The following is a 20,822-nucleotide window of genomic DNA, read 5'->3' on the forward strand; positions in this document are numbered from 1 at the left end:
CGCCGTTACGGCCGCCACCGCCACGCGGCTGGCGCGAGTCTTCGTCGCGTTCCTGGCGTTCGAAGGCGGCGGCGCTGGTGGCGGGCGGGGTCCAGTCGGCCACCGGCTTGCGCTCGATGGTCTTCTTGATCAGGCGCTCGATGTCCTTGAGCAGCTTGATTTCGCTGTTGTCCACCAGCGAGACCGCGGCGCCGGTCGCGCCGGCGCGGCCGGTGCGGCCGATGCGGTGCACGTAGTCTTCCGGCACGTTGGGCAGTTCGAAGTTCACCACCTGGGGCAACTGGTCGATGTCCAGGCCGCGGGCGGCGATGTCGGTGGCCACCAGCACCGTCACGGTGCCGTCCTTGAAGCCGGCCAGCGCGCGGGTGCGGGCCGACTGGCTCTTGTTGCCGTGGATCGCGGCGGCGGTCAGGCCGTCCTTGACCAGCTTTTCGGCCAGGCGGTTGGCGCCGTGCTTGGTGCGCGTGAACACCAGCACCTGGTGCCAACCGCTTTCGCGGATGATGTGGCTGATGAGGTCGCGCTTGTGGTGCTGTTCGACCAGGTGCACGGTCTGGGTGACCAGTTCGGTGGCGGTGTTGCGCGGGGTGACCGAGACTTCACCCGGGTTGTTCAGCACGCCGCGCGCCAGCGAACGGATCTCATCCGAGAAGGTGGCCGAGAACAGCAGGTTCTGGCGCTGCTTGGGCAGCAGGGCCAGGATCTTGCGGATGTCGCGGATGAAGCCCATGTCCAGCATGCGGTCGGCTTCGTCCAGCACCAGGATCTCGACGCCGGACAGGTCGACCGTCTTCTGGCCGCAGTGGTCCAGCAGGCGGCCGGGAGTGGCCACCAGAATGTCCAGCGGCTTGCGCAGGGCGGAGATCTGGGGGTTGATGTTGACGCCGCCGAACATCACCATGGACGTCAGCGAGGTGTGCTTGCCGTAGGTCTGCACCGATTCGGCCACCTGCGCGGTCAGTTCGCGCGTCGGGGTCAGGATCAGGCAGCGCGGGCGGCCGGCCTTGCGGGCTTCCGGCTTGCGCTGCATCAGCAGATGCAGGATGGGCAGCGTGAAGCCGGCGGTCTTGCCGGTGCCGGTCTGGGCGGCGGCCAGCAGGTCGCCGCCCTTGAGGACCTGCGGAATCGCCTGGGCCTGGATGGGGGTGGGCGCGGTGTAGCCGGTATCGGCAATGGCGCGCAACAGGGAATCGGCCAGCCCGAGGTCGGCGAAAGAGGAAGAGGTAGTCAAAACAACTCCAGCGGCAGCCCGTCGCTCAAGTTGAGAGACTCCAATCCAGGCGGACGAATAAGGAGAAAAGGGAAGCGCCCCTGAGGGCGAAGCTTGGCGGCGAAGTGCCTAGCGGACGCGTGCGGATTGGCAAAGCACGCGAAGCGATTGTAGCCGATGCGGCGCTGCGGCACGCATGGGCCGCCGGGCATGGTATTGCAGGGTAACAATTTGCATAACAATCGCACGAAATTAGTGTAATCCCTAGGCTGCCCTCCCTATAATCCGTCGGCTTACCTCCACCAAAAGAATCAAGGGTTGCTATGAAAAAGGCGGCAATAGCGGGTCTGGTCGTTGCACTGGGCGCAATCTGGACCGGCACGGCCTGGTACACCGGCCAGAAGGCCGAGGCGTTCGTCAAGCAGTCGATCGAAGACGGCAACGTCGAACTGCGCAAATTCGGTGAAAAGTGGGGCGTGACGCCCGTGATCGAACTGATGTCGTTCGAGCGCGGCGTGTTCTCGTCGACCGAGCGCTATCGCGTCAAGTTCACCCTGCCCGCCAAGGATGGCAAGCCGGCGGAGGAGCGCGAGCTGCAGTTCGTCGAACACCTGTCGCACGGCCCCTTCCCGTTCTCGAACCTGGCCTCGGGCAAGCTGGCTCCGGCCATGGTCGCGAGCCGCTTCCAGATCGAGGAAACCCCGGCGATCAAGGGCTGGTTCACGGCCACCAAGGGCGCCACGCCGCTGTCCGGCGCCTATAGCGTCAGCTACGGCAAGCAGGTCACCGGCAGCTTCAATCTGGCGCCGGCCGAAGCCTCCAGCAACCAGACCAAGCTGACCTTCTCCGGCATGACCGGCGATGTCGACTTCGACACCAACACCAAGCATGGCGTCCTGGCGCTCAAGAGCGACAGCCTGGCGCTGGACGGTCCGGCCGGCGAGAGCGATATCGTCGGCATGGCGGTCAAGGGCATCACGCTCAACAGCGACCTGACGCCGGGCAAGAGCGATATGGCCATGGGCAGCCAGAAGCTGGTCTTCAAGGAATGGAGCATCACGTCCAAGACCCAGCCGCCGGTGCTGTTCAAGGACACCAGCATCGCCGTGGACCTGGCCGAGGCCGACACCGGCGTGAACGCCAAGATGGTGCTGGATTTCGGCATGATCAATGTCCGGGAAAAGGACATGGCGGGCCTGCAGCTGGCCATCGGCATGAAGAACATGGACCCCAAGGCGCTCAAGGCGCTGAATGACGTCTATGAGGCGTCCTCGCGCCGCATGATGCAAAGCGGCGACGACGAAGCCAAGCCCGAGTTCACGCCCGAAGAGCAGCAGATCCTGAAGACCAACGTCGAACTGCTGCTGGCCGGCAACCCCAGCCTGTCGGTGTCGCCGCTGCAGGTGCGCACCGCCAACGGCACCTCGACCTTCAACCTGGACGTGGACCTGGCCAAGCCGGCCTCGACCGACAAGCCGGCCAGCGATGTGGCCATGGAAGCCATCCGCAAGCTCAACGCCAAGCTGGTGCTGTCCAAGGCCAATCTGGCCGACCTGATGGCGATCGAGCCGCAGATGCGTGGCGTGCCGGCCGACCGCGCGGCCCAGACCGCCAAGGGCCAGGCCGAAATGGTCGGCACCATGGCGGTGGCGATGGGCGTGGCCAAGGCGGAAAACGACAACATCGTTTCCTACCTGAACTACGCCGACGGCCAGGTCGACTTCAATGGCAAGAAGATGCCGCTGCAGCAGTTCGTGATGATGGTCATGAGCGGCGCGATGGGCGGCATGCGCTGAGGCGCGGACGACACCCTGGCGCCGGTATGATGCCGGCGCCCAACGCGGGCTGCGGCGCCATCGGGCGTGGCAGCCCGTTTTTCATGCGGGGCGTATGCTTGCGGAGCCGGCCCATGGGGGGCCGCACGGATGCAGGGGCGGGACGGACATCATGCGGAAATGGGTAGCGGCGGGTTGCACCGTGCTGGCGTTGGGCGTTATCTGGACGGGGACGGCCTGGTACACCGGCAGGCAGCTGGAGACCGGCATGGCGCAGTTGGCCGAAAGCGCCGCCGAACAGGCGCGGCTGATCGGCGCGAAGCTGGGCGAAACGCTGTCGTTCGAGCAGCTGTCGTACGAACGCGGCGTCTTCACGTCGCGGGGGCGCTACCGCCTGAAGGCGACGCCGTCGCCCAAGGACGGCCCCGGCGCGGCAGGGCGCGATTTCGAGGTGGTGGTGCGCCTGGACCACGGCCCCTTCCCCCTGTATCGCCTGGCGCGCGGACAGCTGTTCCCGGCGATGGTGGCGGCCCGCGCCGACCTGGCGCAGACGCCGTCGGTCGAAACCTGGTTCATGGCAGCCGGGGGCGCCGTGCCCATGACCGCCGAGGCCGTGGCGGGCTATGGCCGCGACATCCGCGCCACGCTGGAACTGGCGCCGGTCGAGCGCGCGCGCGACGAGTCGCGCTTCAGCTTTTCGGGCCTGAAGCTCCAGGCCGACGTGGCCGCCGGCGGCAAGCACGCCGCGGTGGACATCCGCGCCGACCGCGCCGACCTGTTCGAACCCTACACCGAGGACGGTCAGCGCCATACGCGGCGCCTGGCCATGCGCGATCTGGCGATCAGGTACGACGCGAGCCGCGCCGCCGATGAGGCGGGGACCGCGGCTACCCGCGCGAACCTCAAGCAATGGACCATCGAGATCGACGGCGAACCGGTCACGCTGCGCGATGTCGCCGTGACCGCCGACGCCAGGGGCGCCGAGAGCGCGATGAACGCCAAGCTGGCCGTGCAAGTCGCGGGCATCGACACGCGGGCCGGCCAGGCGGCCAACCTGCGCCTGGCCGCCGAGGCGCGCAACTTCGACATCGTGTCGTTCCGCGCATTCCAGGCGTCGGTGGAGGCGACCCGCGGGAACGCCAGCCTGGGCGACAAGATGGTGGGCGTGGGCCACCTGATGAAGTTCCTGCTGGCCCAGCCGGGCTTTTCGCTGTCGCCGCTGCAGGTGGATACCGCCAACGGTTCCGCGACCCTGCGGCTGGATCTCGACCTGAGCGCGCCCACGCTGTGGAACCACTCGCCCGGCGCGGTCGTCAAGGAAACCGTGCGCAAGCTCGATGCGCGGATGTCGGTGCCGGTCGTCAGCCTGGCCGACCTGATCGCGGTGCGGATGCAGGCCGAAGGCATGCCCGAGGCCGCCGCGCGCGAGGCGGCTGGCCGGCGGGCCGACGAGATGCGCGATCGCTTCCTGCGCGGCCAGTGGGGGCGCCTGGAGGACGGCAAGCTGGTCGCGAGCCTGAACTATGAGGGCGGCCAGGTGGACATCAATGGCGAACGCATGCCGGTCGAGAGTTTCCTGAGCTGGCTGATGGCGCGTGGCGTGAAGTAAGGCGCCGGCGCGCGTTGCCGTTCAGGCCGGCAACGCGCCGGCCATGACTTCGCCATTGCGCAGCACCGCCACATGGAAGCGCTTGTCGGCGGCCCGCATGATGTCCTCGGTCGGGTCGCCGCGCACCAGCAGCAGGTCCGCCACGGCGCCCGCCTCCACCACGCCGTGACCGGCCATGCCCATCAGGTCATGGCCGCGCGAGGTGGCGGCGATCAGGGCGTCGACCGGCGTCATGCCGAATTCCACCATGTAGGCCAGCTCCATCGCGTTCTCGCCATGCAGGTTGAACGGCGTGCCGGCATCCGTGCCCAGCGCGATGCGCCCTCCCGCCTTGTAGTACATCTGGATCGATTCGCGATGGCGCTGCTCCACCGCGCGCGCCTTTTCCACGGCATAGGCGGGTATGCCGTTGTCGGCGTTGGCGACGATGTTGCGCACGGCCGCGATGGTCGGCACCAGGTAGGTTTCGGCCGCCAGCATTTCCTCCAGGCACTGTTCGTCCATGAAGATGCCGTGCTCGATCGAGTCGATGCCGGCGCGCACCGCGTTCAGGATGCCCTGCGTGCCTTGCGCATGGCTGGCGGTGCTCTTGCGAAAGCGCTTGGCTTCGTGCACGCCCGCCTTCATTTCGTCGAAGCTGTAGTGCGCATCCATCGGGCTCACGCCCGGCGTCATGACGCCGCCGGTGGCCATGATCTTGACCAGGTCGCAACCGGCGTGGACCTGCTCGCGCACGGCCTTGACCACCTCTTCGCAGCCGTCGGCGACACGGCCGATGCGGTTGCCGTGGCCCCCCGTCATGCAGATGATGCGGCCCGAGGCCTTGATGGTCGGGCCCGGGAACACGCCGCGCGCGATGGCGTCGCGCACGCCGAACTCCAGGTAGTCCTTGCCGCCGCAATCGCGCAGCGCCGTGAAGCCGCCGCGCAGCGCGGCCTGCGCGTTCTCCAGCGCGGTCAGCGTAATCTGGGCCGGGCCTTGTTTCGACATCTGCGTCTGCGGGTCGGCGCCGCCGGTGTAGACCAGGTGCACGTGGCAGTCGGCCATGCCGGGCATCAGCGTCATGCCCGTGGTGTCGATGCGCCGCCCGGCGAAGCCGTTGAATTCGGCGGCCGGCGCCACCCGCGTGACCTGCTTGCCCTCGACCAGCACGGCATGGCCCGGCAGGATTGCGCCATGTCCGTCGAACACCTTGCCGCCGATGAACAGGGTCTGTGGCAACGCACTCATGTCTCGCTCCTTGTCGTGTGGGTGGGGCTCAGCCTTCCACCTCCAGTCCCTCGCGGGACATGGATTGCAAGCGGGGCATCAGCCCCAGCAGGTGCTGGCTGTAGGGATGTTGTGGATGCTCGAACAGCGCCTCGGTGTCCGCCACCTCCAGCAGTTCGCCGTAGCGCATCACGCCGACGCGGTCGCACATCTGGCGGATCACGGGCAGGTCGTGGCTGATGAACAGCATCGTCAGGCCCAGCTGTTCCTGCAGGTCCTTGAGCAGGTTCAGGATCTGCGCCTGGATCGACACGTCCAGCGCCGAGGTCGGTTCGTCGCAGATCAGAAAACGCGGCCGCGTGGCCAGCGCCCGCGCGATGCAGATGCGCTGGCGCTGGCCGCCGGAAAACTCGTGCGGGAAGCGCTCGGCGGCGCGCTCGCCCAGCCCGACCACGTCGAGCAGGTCGGCCACCACGCGGCGCGTCTCGGCCTCGCTGGCCGCCAGCTTGTGAAAGCGGATCGGCTCGGCCACGATGTCCAGCACGCGCATGCGCGGATTGAGCGACGAGAACGGATCCTGGAAGATCATCTGGATCTGGCGCCGGAACGGGTTGAGCTGCTTTTCGCCCTTGAGCGCGGTCAGGTCGGTGCCGCCGAACGTGACCGAACCGCCGCTGGGCGTGTACAGGCCCGAGATCAGCCGCGCCACGGTCGACTTGCCCGAGCCGGATTCGCCCACCAGGCCGAACACCTCGCCTTCGCCGATCGAGAAGTTGACGCGCTTGACGGCATCCAGCGTGCGCTGGTTGCGCTTGAACAAGGCGCTCTTGAGCACGAAGCGCATGCTCAGGTCCCGGACCTGCACCAGCGGGCCTTCGCCGCGTGCGCCGAAGTCGCGCCGCTGGCCGAGCCAGTGGGTGGCCAGGTCGAGCGGCTGGGCCGGCGTCTTGACGTCCTCGATGTAGGTGACCAGCGGAAAGCGCTTGAGCTTGATGTCCGGGCGCGGCACGGCCGAGATCAGGCTGCGGGTGTAGGGATGATCGGGATCGCCCAGGATCTTGGCGGTGGGCCCCTGCTCGACCAGCTTGCCGTGGTACAGCACCGCCACCCGGTCGGTGACGTCCGCGATCACGCCCATGTCGTGGGTGATGATGATCATGCCGACCTGCTCCTGGCGGCAGAGCTTTTTCAGCAGCTCCAGGATCTGCGCCTGGATCGACACGTCGAGCGCGGTGGTGGGTTCGTCGGCAATGATGACCTCGGGTTCGCAGCACAGCGCCAGCGCGATCACCACGCGCTGCCGCATGCCGCCCGAGAACTGATGTGGATACTGTTGAACGCGCAGTTCGGGCTGGTCGATGCCGACCTGCGCCAGCAATTGCACCGCGCGCTGCCTGGCCTGGTCGTGCGTCAGGTCCAGGTGCACCAGCATGGTTTCGACCAGCTGGCTTTCCACGGTCTGCAGCGGGTCGAGCGAGGTCAGCGGATCCTGGAAGATCATGCCGATGCGGCGTCCGCGCACCTTGCGCTTCTGCGCCGGGGTAAGGGTGTCGATGCGTTCGCCGTCGAGCAGCACCGCGCCGCCGGCCAGACGGCCGGGCGCTTCGAGCAGGCCGATCACGGCGTTGCCGATGGTCGACTTGCCGGCGCCGGATTCGCCAACCACGCCCAGGATCTCGCCTTTCTCCAGCGACAGCGACACGCCGTCCACCGCCACCAGCGTGCCGCGGCGGCTGGGGAATTCAATGCGGATGTCTTCGATGTTCAACAGGGCCATGGCATCCTCAGCGCAGCTTGGGGTTGAGCGCGTCGCGCAGCCAGTCGCCCAGCAGGTTGACCGACAGCACCAGCGCGACCAGCGCGATGCCGGGGAAGATCGAGATCCACCACATGCCCGAGAACAGATAGCTGTTGCCGATGCGGATCAGCGTGCCCAGCGACGGCGCGGTGGGCGGCACGCCCACGCCCAGGAATGACAGCGTGGCTTCGGTGATGATGGCGATCGCCAGGTGGATGGTGGCGATCACCAGCACCGGCCCCATGACGTTGGGCAGGATGTGGCGGCGCAGGATGGTGACCGGGCCGATGCCGATCAGCCTTGCCGCTTGCACGTATTCCTTGTTGCGTTCCACCAGCGTCGAGCCGCGCACGGTGCGCGCGTACTGCACCCAGCCCGAGATGCCGATGGCGAAGATCAGCACGTACAGGGCCAGCTGGTCGTGCATGTCGCGCGGCAGCAGGCCGCGCGCCACGCCGTCGATCAGCAGCGCCACCAGGATGGCGGGGAACGACAGCTGCACGTCGGCGATGCGCATGATGAAGCTGTCGACGCGGCCGCCGACGTAGCCGCTGATGAGACCCAGCGTGACGCCCAGGACCATCGAGAACAGCACCGAGGCGAAGCCCACCAGCAGCGACACGCGCGAGCCGTACAGCACGGCCGAGAGGATGTCGCGGCCCTGGTCATCGGTGCCGAGCAGGAAGTCGGGGCTGCCGCCCTCCTGCCACGCTGGCGGGGTATTGGCGTCCATGATGTTCAGGGAAGCCAGGTCGAAGGGGTTGTGCGGCGCGATCACCGGCGCGAACAGCGCGCCCAGCAGGATGGCCAATGTGACCACGGCGGCGATGATGGCGCCGGGCGAGCGCTTGAAGCTGTGCCAGAGGTCGCTGTCGGCGGCGCGCGCGAAGAAGGGAGCGATGCGGGCGTTCATGAGGCGGTTCCCTTATTTGCTCTGCACGCGCAGGCGCGGGTCGACGGCGAAATACAGCAGATCGACCACCAGGTTGATGACGACGAACATGAAGGCGATCAGCACCAGGTAGGCGGCCATCACCGGGATGTCCACCATGCTGATGGCCTGGATGAACAGCAGGCCCATGCCGGGCCACTGGAACACCGTCTCGGTGATGATGGCGAAGGCGATGATGGAGCCCAGTTGCAGGCCGGTGATGGTAATGACCGGCACCATGGTGTTCTTGAGCGCATGGCGGAAATTGATCAGCCGCTCCGGCAGGCCGCGAGCGCGCGCGAACTTGATGAAGTCGGCGCGCAGCACTTCCAGCATCTCGGCGCGCACCAGCCGCATGATCAGGGTCATCTGGAACAGCGCCAGCGTGATGGCCGGCATGATCAGCGCCAGCAGGCCGGACTTGGTCAGAAAGCCCGTGGTCCACCAGCCCAGCCCGACCACGTCGCCGCGCCCGAAGCTGGGCAGCCATCGCAACTGCACGCCGAAGAACAGGATCAGCAGGATGCCGATGAGGAAGGTGGGCAGCGAGATGCCGGCCAGCGAGATCGCCATGAAGGTCTTGGACAGCACGCCGTGGCGCTTGAGCGCGGTGTAGATGCCCATGGGGATGCCGAGCGCCAGCGCCATCACGGCGGAGACGAACGACAGCTCCAGCGTGGCTGGCAGGCGTTCTTCCAGCAGTTCGCTGACCGGCCGGCGGTGGCGGTAGGAAATGCCGAAGTCGCCGCGCACCGCGTTGGCGACGAAATGCGCGTACTGCACCACGAAGGGATCGTTCAGGCCCAACTGTTCACGCAGCTGTTCGCGCTGTTCGGGCGTGGTGTCCTGCCCCACCATGCTGGCGATCGGGTCGCCGACATACCGGAACATGGAGAACGCGATCAGCGCCACCGTCAACATCACCAGCACCGACTGGATCAGCCGCTGCGCAATAAAGGAAAGCATGGTTGGATGCCCTCTTGGTCGGATAACGCCGGGCCGCGCGTTGCCGGTCGAGGCAAGCGGGGCTGGGCCGGGCGCGCCCGGACGACTGGCGCCGTCGCGGGGGTCGCATCAACATGGCGCCGCGCACGCCCTGCGGCGTGGCGCGGCGCCCGGGGACTACGGCAGGACCACGTCGCGCAGGTCGAGCACGTCGTCGGCGCGCTGGATGACCTTGATGTTGTCCTTCACGCCCCACGACATCGGCTGCTGGTGCAGCGGCAGGTAGCCGAAGTCGCTGCGCACGATGCCGAAGGCTTCCTTGATCATCGCGTTGCGCTTGGCCTGGTCGGTCTCGACGCCGATCTTGGCGGTGAGCTCGTCGACCTTCTTGTTGCAGTAGCCGCCCAGGTTGAACTGGCCCGCCGCCGTCTTGGCGTCGCGGCACGCGGCCAGGTTCAGCAGCGTGTTGTGCGCGTCCGTCGAGCTGGGCGTCCATCCGAGCATGTACATGCTGGTCTGGTTGCCGGCCTGCAGCAGGATCTTGCCGAAGTACTTGGACTTGGTCTGCGCCAGCAGGTTGATCTTGATGCCGACGCGCGCCAGCATGCCGGCCACCGCCTGGCAGACCTTTTCGTCATTGACGTAGCGGTCGTTGGGGCAGTCCATGGTGACGGTGAAGCCCTTCGGATAACCGGCCTCGGCCAGCAGCTTCTTGGCGCGTTCCGGATCCGGCTTGTAGGGCGCGCCGAACGATTCGTCGTAGCCGTTGATGGCGGTGGCGATCAGCGAACCCAGCGGCTTGGCCGCGTTGCGCATGATCTTTTCATTGATGGCCTTGGTGTCCACGGCCAGCACCACCGCTTCGCGCACCTTCGGGTCCTTGAAGGGGTTCTTGCCCTTCACGTCCGAGAACAGCAGTTCGTCGCGGTCCTGGTCCATGCCGATGAAGATGGCGCGGGCCTCGGGCGCGGTCAGCGGCTTGACGCCCTTGGCGTCTTCCAGGCGCTTCCAGTCCTGCACCGGCACCGGCTGCACCAGGTCCATCTCGCCAGAGATCAGCGCGGCCACGCGCGTGGCTTCCTGCGTGATCGGCTGGAAGATGACCTCATCGACGTTGGTCTTGATGTTCTTGTTCCAGTAGCCGTCGTAGCGCTTGAGCACGGTCTTTACGTCCGGCTGGCGCGACACCAGCATGAACGGGCCGGTGCCGTTGGCGTTGAGGTTGGCGTAGTTGCCCTGGTTGTCGCCCTTGACGTTGGTGGCTTCGGTGGTCTTGTTCTTCTCCGACCACGTCTTGCTCATGATGTAGAGGAACACCCATTCGCGCGGCAGGATCGGGTTGGGCGTGGGGGTGGTGACCTCGATGGTGTAGTCGTCGATCTTCTTGATGTCGGAGGCCTTGGCGCCGTAGCCCTTCATGTCGGAGCCCGGCGTCAGGCTGCGCTTCCAGGAGAAGATCACGTCATCGGCGGTGAACGGCGAGCCGTCGTGGAACTTCACGCCCTTGCGCAGCTTGAAGACCCATTTGGTGGGCTCCGGGTTTTCCCAGCTCTCGGCCAGCAGCGGCGTCAGTTTCAGGTTGCCGTCATAGCCGGCCAGCGTTTCGTAGATGTTGCCCTGGAAGCCCAGCGTGAAGGTTTCGTTCAGCGCCATCGGGTCCATCGACGTGGCGTCGCCCTGGTATGACCAATGGAAGGTCTTGGCGGCCGCGCCGGCGCTGAATGCCAATGAGGCAGTCAGCGCAGCCGCCAGCGCCGCTTGTTTCAGGTGGGGGAAAGTACGCATAGCCCTCATGCTCCGTAATGCGCGGATAGCGCGACAGAAGTGATAGGGCCCTGGCCCCACGGGGAGCCGGGGCATGGCGTTGCTGCTTACGACGAAAGGCGGTTCACGGTAGATCCAACCCCTTGTGATTGTCATGGCGGGATGGACCGCACCGATGCAGAACGAATCTTATAGATCGATTCGTTTAAGCGTCAATCGGTTTGGATTGGGGTTAGTACTTGCTTGCTTCGCGTTGCGAATGGTGGGTTTGGCGCGCCATCGGCCGGCCGGCCTCAGGCCTTGGGCGCGGGATCGGCGGCCAGGGTCCGCGCCAATTCGCGCACGATCTGCTTGCGCCGTTCGCTGTCTTCGTGGCCCTTGGCCAGCGCCGACCATTCGGGCCGGCTGCGCGCTTCCTTCAGGGCCTCGGGCAATGGGCCGCGGCGCAGCGCCTCGTCGTCGGGACGGTCGAGCCGCAGCGGCGCGCGGGCGGCGTGGCCGCGGCGTTCCAGTGCGTCGATCAGCTGCCGCTGGCGCAGCGCCAACAGGCGCAGCACCGCGTCGTCGACGCTGATCTCGCGCCAGCCGCGCAGTTTGCCGGCAACGCGTTTGCCAAGCTTTTCCACGCCCTGCCACAGTCCGCCGGCGGCGGCCCCGATCAGCATGCCGGTGCCCAGGCTGAGGCCGGCGCTGAGCAGGTCCACCGCCGCGCCCGCCATGGCGCCGGCCGCGGCGCCCATGCCGACCTGCACGCCCATGTCCTTGAGGGCCTGCGGGTGGAACAGGTCCATGCCCCAGCGTTCGCCTTGCAGCGGCAGCGCATCATCGTCGTAATCCGACGCGCGGAAGTTGTACAGCGCCAGCAACGCGGTGACGCAGGCCTGCTCGCGCTGGCGCACTTGCTCACGCAGTTGCCGCGCCGCGGCCGCCAGCGCGGCTTCGTCGCTGGCGCTGGCGATATGCAGCGCGGCGACATCGACCAGCAGGTCGGCCAGCAGTTCGCAGGCGGCGGCGTGGCGCTCGCGGCGTTGGCGCGCCAGATTGTCGGCCAGGCGCGCCAAGGTGTCGGCGTGGCGGTCCAGCAGCACGCCGAGCTTGGCATACAGCTGTTGTTCGCCATCGAGCGGCGGCGCGACGGTATCGAACTCGACGGCGGCGTGCAGGCCCAGCCGCGCCAGCGCCTCGCGCCACTCGGCGGCGCGATGCGCTGGCGCATTGACGAAATTCAGCACCGGCAGCAAGGGCCGGCCGCAGGCCGCCAGGATGGCGAGTTCGTCGCGATGCTTGCCCAGCACCGGATCGCGCGCATCGATCACGTACAGCGCGGCGTCGCAGTCCAGCATCTTCTTCAGGACTCGGGCTTCCTGCTCGTAGCGGCCGTGCGCTTCGGGCGTGTCGAGAAAGCGCCGGATCCGGGCCGGCCCGTCCAGCCGCTCGCCCGGCGCTTCCAGCCGTTCCAGGTATTCGAGCAGCGCGATGCTGTCTTCCATGCCGGGCGTGTCGAACCATTCCAGCACGGCGCGCCCGTCGAGCCGCAGGCGCGCGCCCTCGACGTGGCGGGTGGTGCCGGGCTGGTCGGCGACCTCGCCGAAACGGGTATCGCGGGTCAGCGTTCGCAGCAGCGAGGTCTTGCCGGTGTTGGTGTGGCCCACCACCGCAATGTTGATGAGGCGTTCAGTCATGGCCGTGCTCCAACCACGCCAGCGCGGCGCCTTGGGCGCCAATGACGGCCTGGGCATCCATTCCCAGGGCCGCCAGCCGCTCGCGCCAGAGCGGCTCGCGCGTGTCCGCGCCGGCCGGCGCCAGTAACCAAACCCGCGTCAGCGCGGCATGCGCGGCCAGCTCGGCGATCAGCGCCAGCGTGCCGCGATCGGGCGTCTGGCGCGCGTCGCAGGCGATCACGAGGCGCGAGGCGGCCGCGCGCGACAGCGCATCGAGCAGCTGATTGCGCTGCTCACGGGTATCCAGCGTGCCCGCCATGCGGACCGAGGCGGGCAGGTCGGGCGGCGGCCAGGACAGGTCCGCGGGCAGTTCCAGGCCCAGCAGCACGGGCTGGCCCCCCAGGCCCTGCGGCGCCGATGAGGCCACGCGGGGCTGATGCAGCGGGTCGACCGGACGATCGATGCCGGTGGACTGCGCGGGCGGATCGAGCCGGTCGCGCAAGGCGGCATGGCCGGCCAGCGTGGGATCGATGGCGATGGCGCGCAGCGCGCGCCGGGCGGCGGCCATGCAGGCGAGCCAGGCCGCCAGCCGAGGCAGGATGCCGTAGGTCACCAGCACGCCGATCAACCATAGCGACCATTGCACCTGGGCATCGGCGGCCAGGGCCTGGCTGCCGTCGCTGGCCCGCACCATGGCGGCGTCGGGCAGCGGAAAGCCCAGTTGCGCCGGCAGCCAGCCCATGGCGTGCGTCAACCAGACAAAGGTGTCGGGCGCCAGCAGCGTGGTGGCCCAGACGAAGCGGTAGCTGGCGGTGGTCAGCAGCGCCAGCAGGGTGGCCAGCGCCGCGCCCAGCCCGGCCAGCCAGAGGCCATGGCTGACCGAACCGAACAGCCAGCGCAACGCGCCGGCGCGGCCGAGCAGGTTGAGGAACGCCTGCGGCACCAGGGCGCCGTCGGGGCCGCGCGCCAGCTTGCGCGTCGCCCAGAGCCAGAGCCGTCCCAATGGCGTCATGGCCGCCGGCCGCAGCAGGAAGCTGGCCAGCCACAGCAGGAAGGTGATGGCGTGCAGGCCCAGCAGCGCGCCCAGCGCCCACAGCACATTGACCGGACGGCTGCCGTCGCCCAGGGCGCCGGCGGCCACGCCAGCGCCCGACAGCAGGGCCAGCAGCACCAGCACGACCAGCACGGCGGCGGCGCTGCGGCGCCAGCCGTCGACCAGCGGCGTCAACTGCTCGCGTTGCGCCAGCAATTGGGCGCGGGCCAGGATGCGTTGCGGCAGGGGGACGTCGAGCTGGCGCACCTGGCGCACCACGCCGCTGTCTTCCAGCGGTCCCCAGTGCGCTTCGCGCAATCGGACCAGTTCGGCCAGCCAATGGGCGCGCAGCGGCGTCTGGCCGGCGGCATCGAGGGGGATGGAAACGTCGCGGGAAGTCGGCGATGGCATCGCGGGCGGGGCAGGCGATCAGGCCGCGAAGGGCGATGCGCCATTGTAGACCGCGCGGCCCGCGCGCTTACTGCCGGCGGTGGGCGGCGCGGTACTGGCCGGGCGTGACGCCGATGGCGTCGCGGAACACCCGCGACAGGTGGCTGGCGTTGCCGAAGCCGGCCGCCTGCGCGACGCCGGCCAGATCGCCCTTGCCGCTGGCCAGCAGGCCGCGCGCGTGGGCCAGGCGCCGGGCGCGGACCCAGGCGTGCGGCGGCTCGCCGAACGAGGTGTGGAACATGCGGGCGAAGTGGTAAGTGGACAGCGCCGCAACGCTGGCCAACTGGTCCAGCGTCAGGGGCTCGGCGAGGTGCGCGTCGATGTAGTCCATGATCCGACGCCGCACCGCCGGCGCCAGGCCCCCGCGCGCGGGCGTCGCGGCCTTGCGCGACACGCCCTGGCGCAACAGGTGGTGCAGCACCGTCTCGGCCGCGCTGCTGGCCGCCAGGCGGTCGGCGGGCGCGTTCCAGTCGGTGTCCAGCAGGGCCCGGCAGACATCGGTCAGCGAGGCGTCATGGATATAGGTGCGGTCGCGCAGTTCCAGCGCACGCGGTTCGCAGTCGAGCCGCAGCACGGCCTCGCGCGCCAGGCGTTCGGGCGCGATGTACAGGTGCAGGAAATGCACCGTGTCGTTCATGCACCAGCGCGAATGGTGTTCGGCGGGCAGCACGCAGAACTTGCCGGCGCCGCCATGCAGCGGATTGCCGATCCGGAATGATTTCTCGCCGCCATGCAGGTAAAGCGACAGCGTGTGGTGTCCGGGCGTGTCATAGCCCAGCGTTTCGTGGGCGCTGCGGCCCCACTGCGAAATGGCGATGCCATCGCCCAGCGAAGCGGCCCGTGCCAGCGTCGCACTGGACGCGGACAGCGTGCGAAAAACGGAGAAGTCGGACGGAGCCGAAGCGGTGGTGCCCATGGAACCGAAATGCTCCTGCGATCCCCGCGCGCGTGGCAGGCGCAGGTGCGGAAAAACCGCAAGAACCGGCAATTTTTCCGTCCGCGGCAGGCGCAGACTGGGCGCCGGAGCCCGCGATTTTCGCGGTCCTGGATGTCATGTCCTTTTTGGCCCTGCCGAGCGTCCCAAAGTGAATCTCTTCCTGTATTTCCTGACCGTCATCATCTGGGGCACCACCTGGATCGCCATCAAGCTGCAGCTTGGGGTCGTGGCGATTCCCGTGTCCATCTTCTACCGTTTCGCGCTGGCCGGCCTTGTGCTGTTCGCCGCGTTGCTGCTGACCCGCAAACTGCAGCGCCTGGATCGTCGCGGGCACCTGTTATGCCTGGGCCAGGGGCTGTGCCTGTTCTGCCTGAATTTCCTCTGCTTCTACACGGCCACACAGTGGATTCCCAGTGGCCTGGTATCGGTGGTGTTTTCCGCCGCCACGCTGTGGAACGCGTTGAACGCGCGGCTGTGGTTCGGTACGCGGATCGCGCCGCGCGTCATGGTCGCTGGCGCGGTGGGCTTTTCCGGGCTGGTGTTGCTGTTCTGGCCCGAGCTGTCCGGCCAGGAGGCCAGCCACGAGACGTTGCTCGGGCTGGGCTTCGCGTTGCTGGGCACGTTCTGTTTTTCCACCGGCAACATGCTGTCGTCGCTGCAGCAGCGCGCGGGCATCCGGCCGCTGACGGGCAACGCCTACAGCATGCTGTACGGTGCCGCGGTGTTGCTGGCCGGCTGCGCGGCGGCAGGCGTGCCGTTCCGCTTCGATACCTCGTCGGCCTATGTCGGCGCCCTGCTCTACCTGGCGATTCCCGGATCGGTCATTGGCTTCACCGCCTACCTCACGCTGGTCGGGCGCATGGGCCCGGCGCGCGCCGCCTACTGCACGGTGCTGTTTCCGGTGGTGGCGCTGAGCGTGTCCACCTTCGCCGAGGGCTACCAGTGGACGCCGGCCGCGCTGCTGGGCCTGGGGCTGGTGATGTTCGGCAACCTGCTGGTCTTCACCAGGTGGTCGCCGTTCACGCGGCGGTTGGCGGCATAGGGATCAACGCGCTTGCCGCGCCAGGGTGCGCAAGGCATCGAGCAGGCGCTCGATCTCGTCGTCGCGGGTCAGGTAGCTGACCGAGGCGCGCGCGATCTGCGCCAGGCCGCGCGCCTGCATGTCGAGCGGCGTGTACGGCACGCCGTTGCTGCCGATAGTGATGCCTTGCGCCGCGAGGGCGCGTTGGACGGCGCCGGCTTCCCGTCCGGCAAGATTGAACGACACCAGGCCGGAGCGTTCGCGGCCCTGGTCCAGCACCTCGATGCCGTCGATGGCGGTCAGTTCGGCGCGCAAGGCTTGCGCCACCGTATCGATGCGCGCGCGGATGGCGTCCAGCCCGATATCGAGCGCCTCGCGCAACGCATTGGCCAGGCCGGCGCGCAACGCCAGCGAGGCTTCGGCCGATTCGAAGCGCGCCGCGTCGCCGCGCAGTTGCGGCTGGCCATCGGCGCCCAGCGGCGCGGAATAGGTGTCGACGAAGGCAGGCGCCAAGCGCGGCAGGAAATCACGCCGCACATACAGCAGGCCGGTGCCACGCGGGCCGCGCAAGGCCTTGCGGCCGGCGCCGCTGAGCACGTCGCAGCCCACCTCGGCCACGTCCACCGGCAATTGCCCCACCGCTTGCGCCGCGTCGATGAAATACGGCACGCCGGCCGCGCGCGTGACGCGGCCGATGGCGGCGGCCGGGTTGATCAGGCCGCCATTGGCGGGCAGCCAGGTCAGGGCCACCAGCCGCACCCGTTCGTCCAGCATGGCCTGGAGCGCGGCCGGATCGACACAGCCGCTGTCGTCCGACGGAATTGTCTCGATCGTGGCGCCGGTGTGTTGCGTGGCCAGCCGCATGGCAGCGAGATTGCCGCCCCATTCATGGCGGCCCACCAGGATGCGATCGCCGGCGCGCCAAGGCCCGAGCGCCGCGAACGCCGCGCCCCAACCGGGCGAGTTGCCGCCGGTCAGGGCGATTTCGTCGGGTTGGGCATTGAGCAGGCGCGCGGCCAGTTGGCGCGCCTGGTCGGTCTGCGCGCGCGCGGCGACACCCGCTTCCATCGGCCCTTGTTCGGCTTCGCGCCGCAGGTGGGCCTGAATGGCCTCGAGCGTGGCCGTGGACGGCAGCGACGCGCCGGCATGGTTGAAGTGGACGGTGGTGCGCGTGCCGGGTGCGGCGGCGCGCAACGCGTCGAGGGCGGCGGGTGTCAGGATGGCGGCGGTCATGGCGATTCCAGGAAGGGCGCGCCGGGCGTGGCCCGGCGCCAGAGGGGCATCAGGCGGGCGTTAGAGCGACGACCGCTTCCACTTCCACCGCCACGCCCTGCGGCAGCGAGGCCACGCCGACCGCGCTGCGCGCGTGGCGGCCGGCGTCGCCGAACACTTCCACCATCAGGTCCGAAGCGCCGTTGGCGACCGCGCTCTGGCGGTTGAAATCCGGGGTGCTGGCGACGAACACGCCCAAGCGCACCACCCGTGCCACGCGGTCGAGACGGTCGCCGGTGGCGGCGGCGATCTGCGCCAGGAGGCCCAGCGCCGACAGGCGCGCGGCGGCGACGCCGTCGGCCTCGGAGACCTGGTTGCCCAGCTGGCCCAGGAATGCCGGCTTGCCCCCCGCGCGTGAAATCTGGCCGGAGATGTACAGCAGGTTGCCCTCCTGGACGAAGGGAACGTAATTGGCGGCGGGCGCGGCCGCCGCTTCCAGCGCAAGGCCGAGTTCGGCCACGCGGCCGGAGATCGTACGGGTCATATCGAGCACACCAGAATAGTGATGAGGAGTTGCGATGCTATCGGCTACTTCATCGAGAGATCAATAAATACTTGCTTCTATCAAAATATGAATACCAGCTCTTCTGTCGGGCGCCAGGCCCGTTTACACAGGCCAATCACTCAATGCGCCATATGTCGTGGGAGCCTGTATCCTTGTCGCCGCCATTCATTTCCCTGCCCGATGCCGCCGTCTCGCATCCCGACCGTCTACGTCACGCCTCGCGAGGATGACTCCCCGCTCGAGGTAGCAAGCCGTTGATCGGATTCAACTCGATACGCTGATGGACCAACTCAAGCTAATTTGTAACAAATCTCGTGCATTGCGTTTTATGCCGTTGATCGTCACATTTCTCATGCTGCTCGGGTGGCAATACCGGGCAACGGGGCAAGTGTCAACTGTCACCTCAGGCTGGCTGCTGCTGATTATCGCTACGGCGATGCTAATTGGCGACCTCGTCTGTTCGACCGCATTGCGCCAATGCATCTCGCTGCACGCTTTTTCGGCGCGGTTGCTCATCGGAATACTGGTGTCCAACCTGATCCTGTTCTTGAGCGCAATACTGCTGCCCTTTGGGCTGGCCATCAATTCGATGGCGCTGTTGGTCATCATGCTGCTGCTTTGGATGGCTGCCCGGCGGATGGGCCTGGTATTGGCGTTTGACCGGCCACATGTGTCGGAGCAGATTCTGTTTCCCTTGGCGGCCGTGGCTGTCACGATCTGGTGTTGGGATACATTGCGCCCCATAGAAATCACTGGCAATGGCGCCGTCATTCGTGCGTGGCAGGATATTTATTACCATCTCAGTCAGATCTCGTCGTTCGGGTATTCCCGCGGTGCGAGTACCTTGTTCGATGTGCAGATGGCAGGCGCGCCCATGCAGCCGTATCACATGGCAAGCTACATCTTGGCGGCCGCCATGTTCGACGCCACAGGTATCTCGTCGTATGCAGTCTACGCCAGCCTGATGTTGCCGCTGGGTCTGTTTGCGACGGTGCTTGGCGCGTATATGTTGGGTGAAGTTGCATTTGGAAAATGGCCGGCACTTGCTGGCGCGCTTGCGCTGATTCTCCTGCCGGATGCTGCCCAGCAAGGATTCGGGAATCCGTTTCTGGGGTACTACTGGCTGCAGTTAATCGCGCCTTCGCTGATGTATGGCGTTGCTAGCGCAGCCGTCGTGTTCGCCTGCCTGTTGGAGGCAAGCCGTAGCGGCCGATTGGCTCCGATGCTGTTCGGCTATTTCTTCGTGCTGGTGACGCTGCTGTACAAGGCGCAGATATTCGTCGCGATTTCCCTGCTTGCGCTGTTGTTGCCGCTGCTTTTCCTTCAAGGTCGCTTATCGCGCTATCGCTTCCCTTTGCTGGTGGCGGCCGTAGTTATCTATTTCAGTGCCGCGGCGATTTCCCAACTGTCCACCAGCGTACCTACCTTGCGCTTGGATGGCTCGGGGTTAGGTCCCTATTTTGGCGCGATCCTCAGCCATCAGGACGATGGCCTCCTCAATCAAGTATTCAAGGGTCTGTTGGGGGCCGCGGGGCAAAGCTGGCCACTTAAAGCCCTGGTGTTTTCCTTGCTGCTCCTCGTGTGTACGTTTGGCGTTTACCTGCCTGCCTATCTCGTCATGCTGCGCCGCCCATGGACGGGCGCGAGCCGCTTGGCGCGGGTATTTCCGTTGTTGGTTGTGGCCGTTTATCTCGTGATGGCGACGTGCCTGGCATTGGATGAACGGCGCGTCGGCACGATGGAGGAATTGCTGCATCGACCATTCGTGTGGGCATACTTTGTCGTGGTGGTTTTCTTTGGCGCGACGCTATATGCCCGCACCTTCGGCGATGCACCGCCAGTCTGGCGGTCGGCGCGCATTGCTTTGTTGTGCACGGTGTTGCTGCTGGCTGTGCCTGCGCATTTTGGCCAGCGAATCCAGACCTTCAAGACCTGGCAGACCAGTTATCCTGTTATGCCCGCCTGCCTGGTGGAAGTCGCACGATATATCGAAATGCACAGCCAACCGGGCGACGTGGTCCAGGATTCGCTCAATGACCCCCAATATCGCTTTACTGGACTGTCGCAGCGCAGGCCATATGCCCTGGATTCGGGTGGCGTGCGGTTGCCGGCAGGCATACATGCACGGCTGGATGAATTGGCACGGATCAAGGCCATCGAGTCCGGCCCGGAGGTCGTGGCGGCCATGCGTGCGACAGGGATTCGCTGGTACGTTGTCAATCCTGATGACCCAGTCAAATGGGTCGCAGCAATGCGTGACCAGAAGGCACACGAATGCGGCGGCTATCTCGTGTTCAGGTTCTGAACGCCCTGCCGCTTGCCCTATGCGCGAGGCGATCTGAAGACGAAGGTCGATTGGATTACGTAGGTCAGTGCTGCGACCGGCAGCACAATGATTGCCATGGCCCATATCCTGCCACCGACCAGCGGCGAGAGCAGATGGATAAGGCCCAGGTAGATGCCGAATACGACGCCATAGGCGATCAGGAACCGTGGGATAAGCCTGGGGTCCCGCTGACGGAACACCAAACTGCCCGTCGTCACGAAGTTGAATGTCAGCGTAATGAGATTGGAGATGATGAGGACTAACCAGGTTGGCAGGGATGTCAGGGCGAACACTGTGTAAATGGCAAAACCGAACAGGGTATTCAGGCAGCCGACCAGCAGGAACCGGAGAATGCGCTTCTTGTTGTGCAACGGGA

The 20,822-nt window shown here is 66.9% G+C and carries 16 protein-coding genes; 4 read left to right on the forward strand and 12 right to left on the reverse strand.

Annotation, left to right across the window (positions count from 1 at the left end; genetic code table 11):
• Window positions 1–1,231 (reverse strand): DEAD/DEAH box helicase (locus tag AruCF_RS00745; protein WP_254431161.1); only part of this gene is annotated, 1,231 nt, incomplete at its 3' end.
• A gap of 302 nt (window positions 1,232–1,533) precedes the next feature.
• On the opposite strand from AruCF_RS00745, the gene AruCF_RS00750 reads away from it, so the two are divergent.
• Complete coding sequence (locus AruCF_RS00750; protein ID WP_049070510.1) at window positions 1,534–3,006, forward strand: YdgA family protein; 1,473 nt, start codon at window positions 1,534–1,536, stop codon at window positions 3,004–3,006.
• Between the two features lie 151 nt (window positions 3,007–3,157).
• Entirely contained in the window at window positions 3,158–4,594 is a 1,437-nt protein-coding gene (locus tag AruCF_RS00755; protein WP_235432724.1) for a YdgA family protein, read from the forward strand.
• A gap of 21 nt (window positions 4,595–4,615) precedes the next feature.
• Here AruCF_RS00755 and AruCF_RS00760 read toward each other — a convergent pair whose 3' ends face one another.
• The 8 genes from AruCF_RS00760 to AruCF_RS00795 form a co-directional block, all read right to left on the reverse strand.
• A complete protein-coding gene (locus AruCF_RS00760) occupies window positions 4,616–5,824 on the reverse strand; it encodes a metal-dependent hydrolase family protein (protein WP_049070513.1) in 1,209 nt (402 codons plus the stop codon).
• Window positions 5,825–5,852: 28 nt separating this feature from the next.
• Window positions 5,853–7,580 (reverse strand): ABC transporter ATP-binding protein, encoded by a 1,728-nt coding sequence (locus AruCF_RS00765; RefSeq protein ID WP_049070514.1) that lies wholly within the window; start codon window positions 7,578–7,580, stop codon window positions 5,853–5,855.
• 7 nt (window positions 7,581–7,587) lie between these two features.
• On the reverse strand, window positions 7,588–8,514 hold the full coding sequence (locus AruCF_RS00770; protein ID WP_049070515.1) for an ABC transporter permease: 927 nt from the start codon (window positions 8,512–8,514) through the stop codon (window positions 7,588–7,590).
• A gap of 12 nt (window positions 8,515–8,526) precedes the next feature.
• A complete protein-coding gene (locus AruCF_RS00775) occupies window positions 8,527–9,498 on the reverse strand; it encodes an ABC transporter permease (protein WP_024067408.1) in 972 nt (323 codons plus the stop codon).
• Between the two features lie 156 nt (window positions 9,499–9,654).
• Complete coding sequence (locus AruCF_RS00780) at window positions 9,655–11,262, reverse strand: ABC transporter substrate-binding protein (RefSeq protein ID WP_049070516.1); 1,608 nt, start codon at window positions 11,260–11,262, stop codon at window positions 9,655–9,657.
• A 272-nt stretch (window positions 11,263–11,534) separates the two neighbouring features.
• Complete coding sequence (locus tag AruCF_RS00785; protein ID WP_049070517.1) at window positions 11,535–12,923, reverse strand: GTPase/DUF3482 domain-containing protein; 1,389 nt, start codon at window positions 12,921–12,923, stop codon at window positions 11,535–11,537.
• Entirely contained in the window at window positions 12,916–14,346 is a 1,431-nt protein-coding gene (locus AruCF_RS00790) for a DUF2868 domain-containing protein (protein WP_049070518.1), read from the reverse strand. The genes AruCF_RS00785 and AruCF_RS00790 overlap by 8 nt, the downstream gene beginning before the upstream one ends.
• A gap of 67 nt (window positions 14,347–14,413) precedes the next feature.
• On the reverse strand, window positions 14,414–15,301 hold the full coding sequence (locus tag AruCF_RS00795; protein WP_049070519.1) for a helix-turn-helix domain-containing protein: 888 nt from the start codon (window positions 15,299–15,301) through the stop codon (window positions 14,414–14,416).
• A 169-nt stretch (window positions 15,302–15,470) separates the two neighbouring features.
• Here AruCF_RS00795 and AruCF_RS00800 point away from each other — a divergent pair, with 169 nt between their 5' ends.
• On the forward strand, window positions 15,471–16,364 hold the full coding sequence (locus AruCF_RS00800; protein WP_049070520.1) for a DMT family transporter: 894 nt from the start codon (window positions 15,471–15,473) through the stop codon (window positions 16,362–16,364).
• Window positions 16,365–16,367: 3 nt separating this feature from the next.
• On the opposite strand, the gene AruCF_RS00805 is transcribed toward AruCF_RS00800, so the two are convergent.
• Both AruCF_RS00805 and AruCF_RS00810 read right to left on the reverse strand, forming a co-directional pair.
• Entirely contained in the window at window positions 16,368–17,576 is a 1,209-nt protein-coding gene (locus AruCF_RS00805; protein ID WP_049070522.1) for an aminotransferase class V-fold PLP-dependent enzyme, read from the reverse strand.
• Window positions 17,577–17,625: 49 nt separating this feature from the next.
• On the reverse strand, window positions 17,626–18,099 hold the full coding sequence (locus AruCF_RS00810; RefSeq protein WP_049070525.1) for a RidA family protein: 474 nt from the start codon (window positions 18,097–18,099) through the stop codon (window positions 17,626–17,628).
• A gap of 301 nt (window positions 18,100–18,400) precedes the next feature.
• Between AruCF_RS00810 and AruCF_RS00815 the strand changes: the two genes are divergently transcribed.
• Entirely contained in the window at window positions 18,401–20,425 is a 2,025-nt protein-coding gene (locus AruCF_RS00815) for a hypothetical protein (RefSeq protein WP_144419064.1), read from the forward strand.
• Window positions 20,426–20,442: 17 nt separating this feature from the next.
• On the opposite strand, the gene AruCF_RS00820 is transcribed toward AruCF_RS00815, so the two are convergent.
• Window positions 20,443–20,817: a GtrA family protein gene (locus AruCF_RS00820; protein ID WP_158324570.1), complete on the reverse strand. Its 375-nt coding sequence runs from the start codon at window positions 20,815–20,817 to the stop codon at window positions 20,443–20,445.
• Window positions 20,818–20,822 lie beyond the last annotated feature (5 nt).

It is taken from the genome of Achromobacter ruhlandii, assembly GCF_002082135.1.
GTDB classification, from domain to species: Bacteria; Pseudomonadota; Gammaproteobacteria; order Burkholderiales; family Burkholderiaceae_B; genus Achromobacter; species Achromobacter ruhlandii.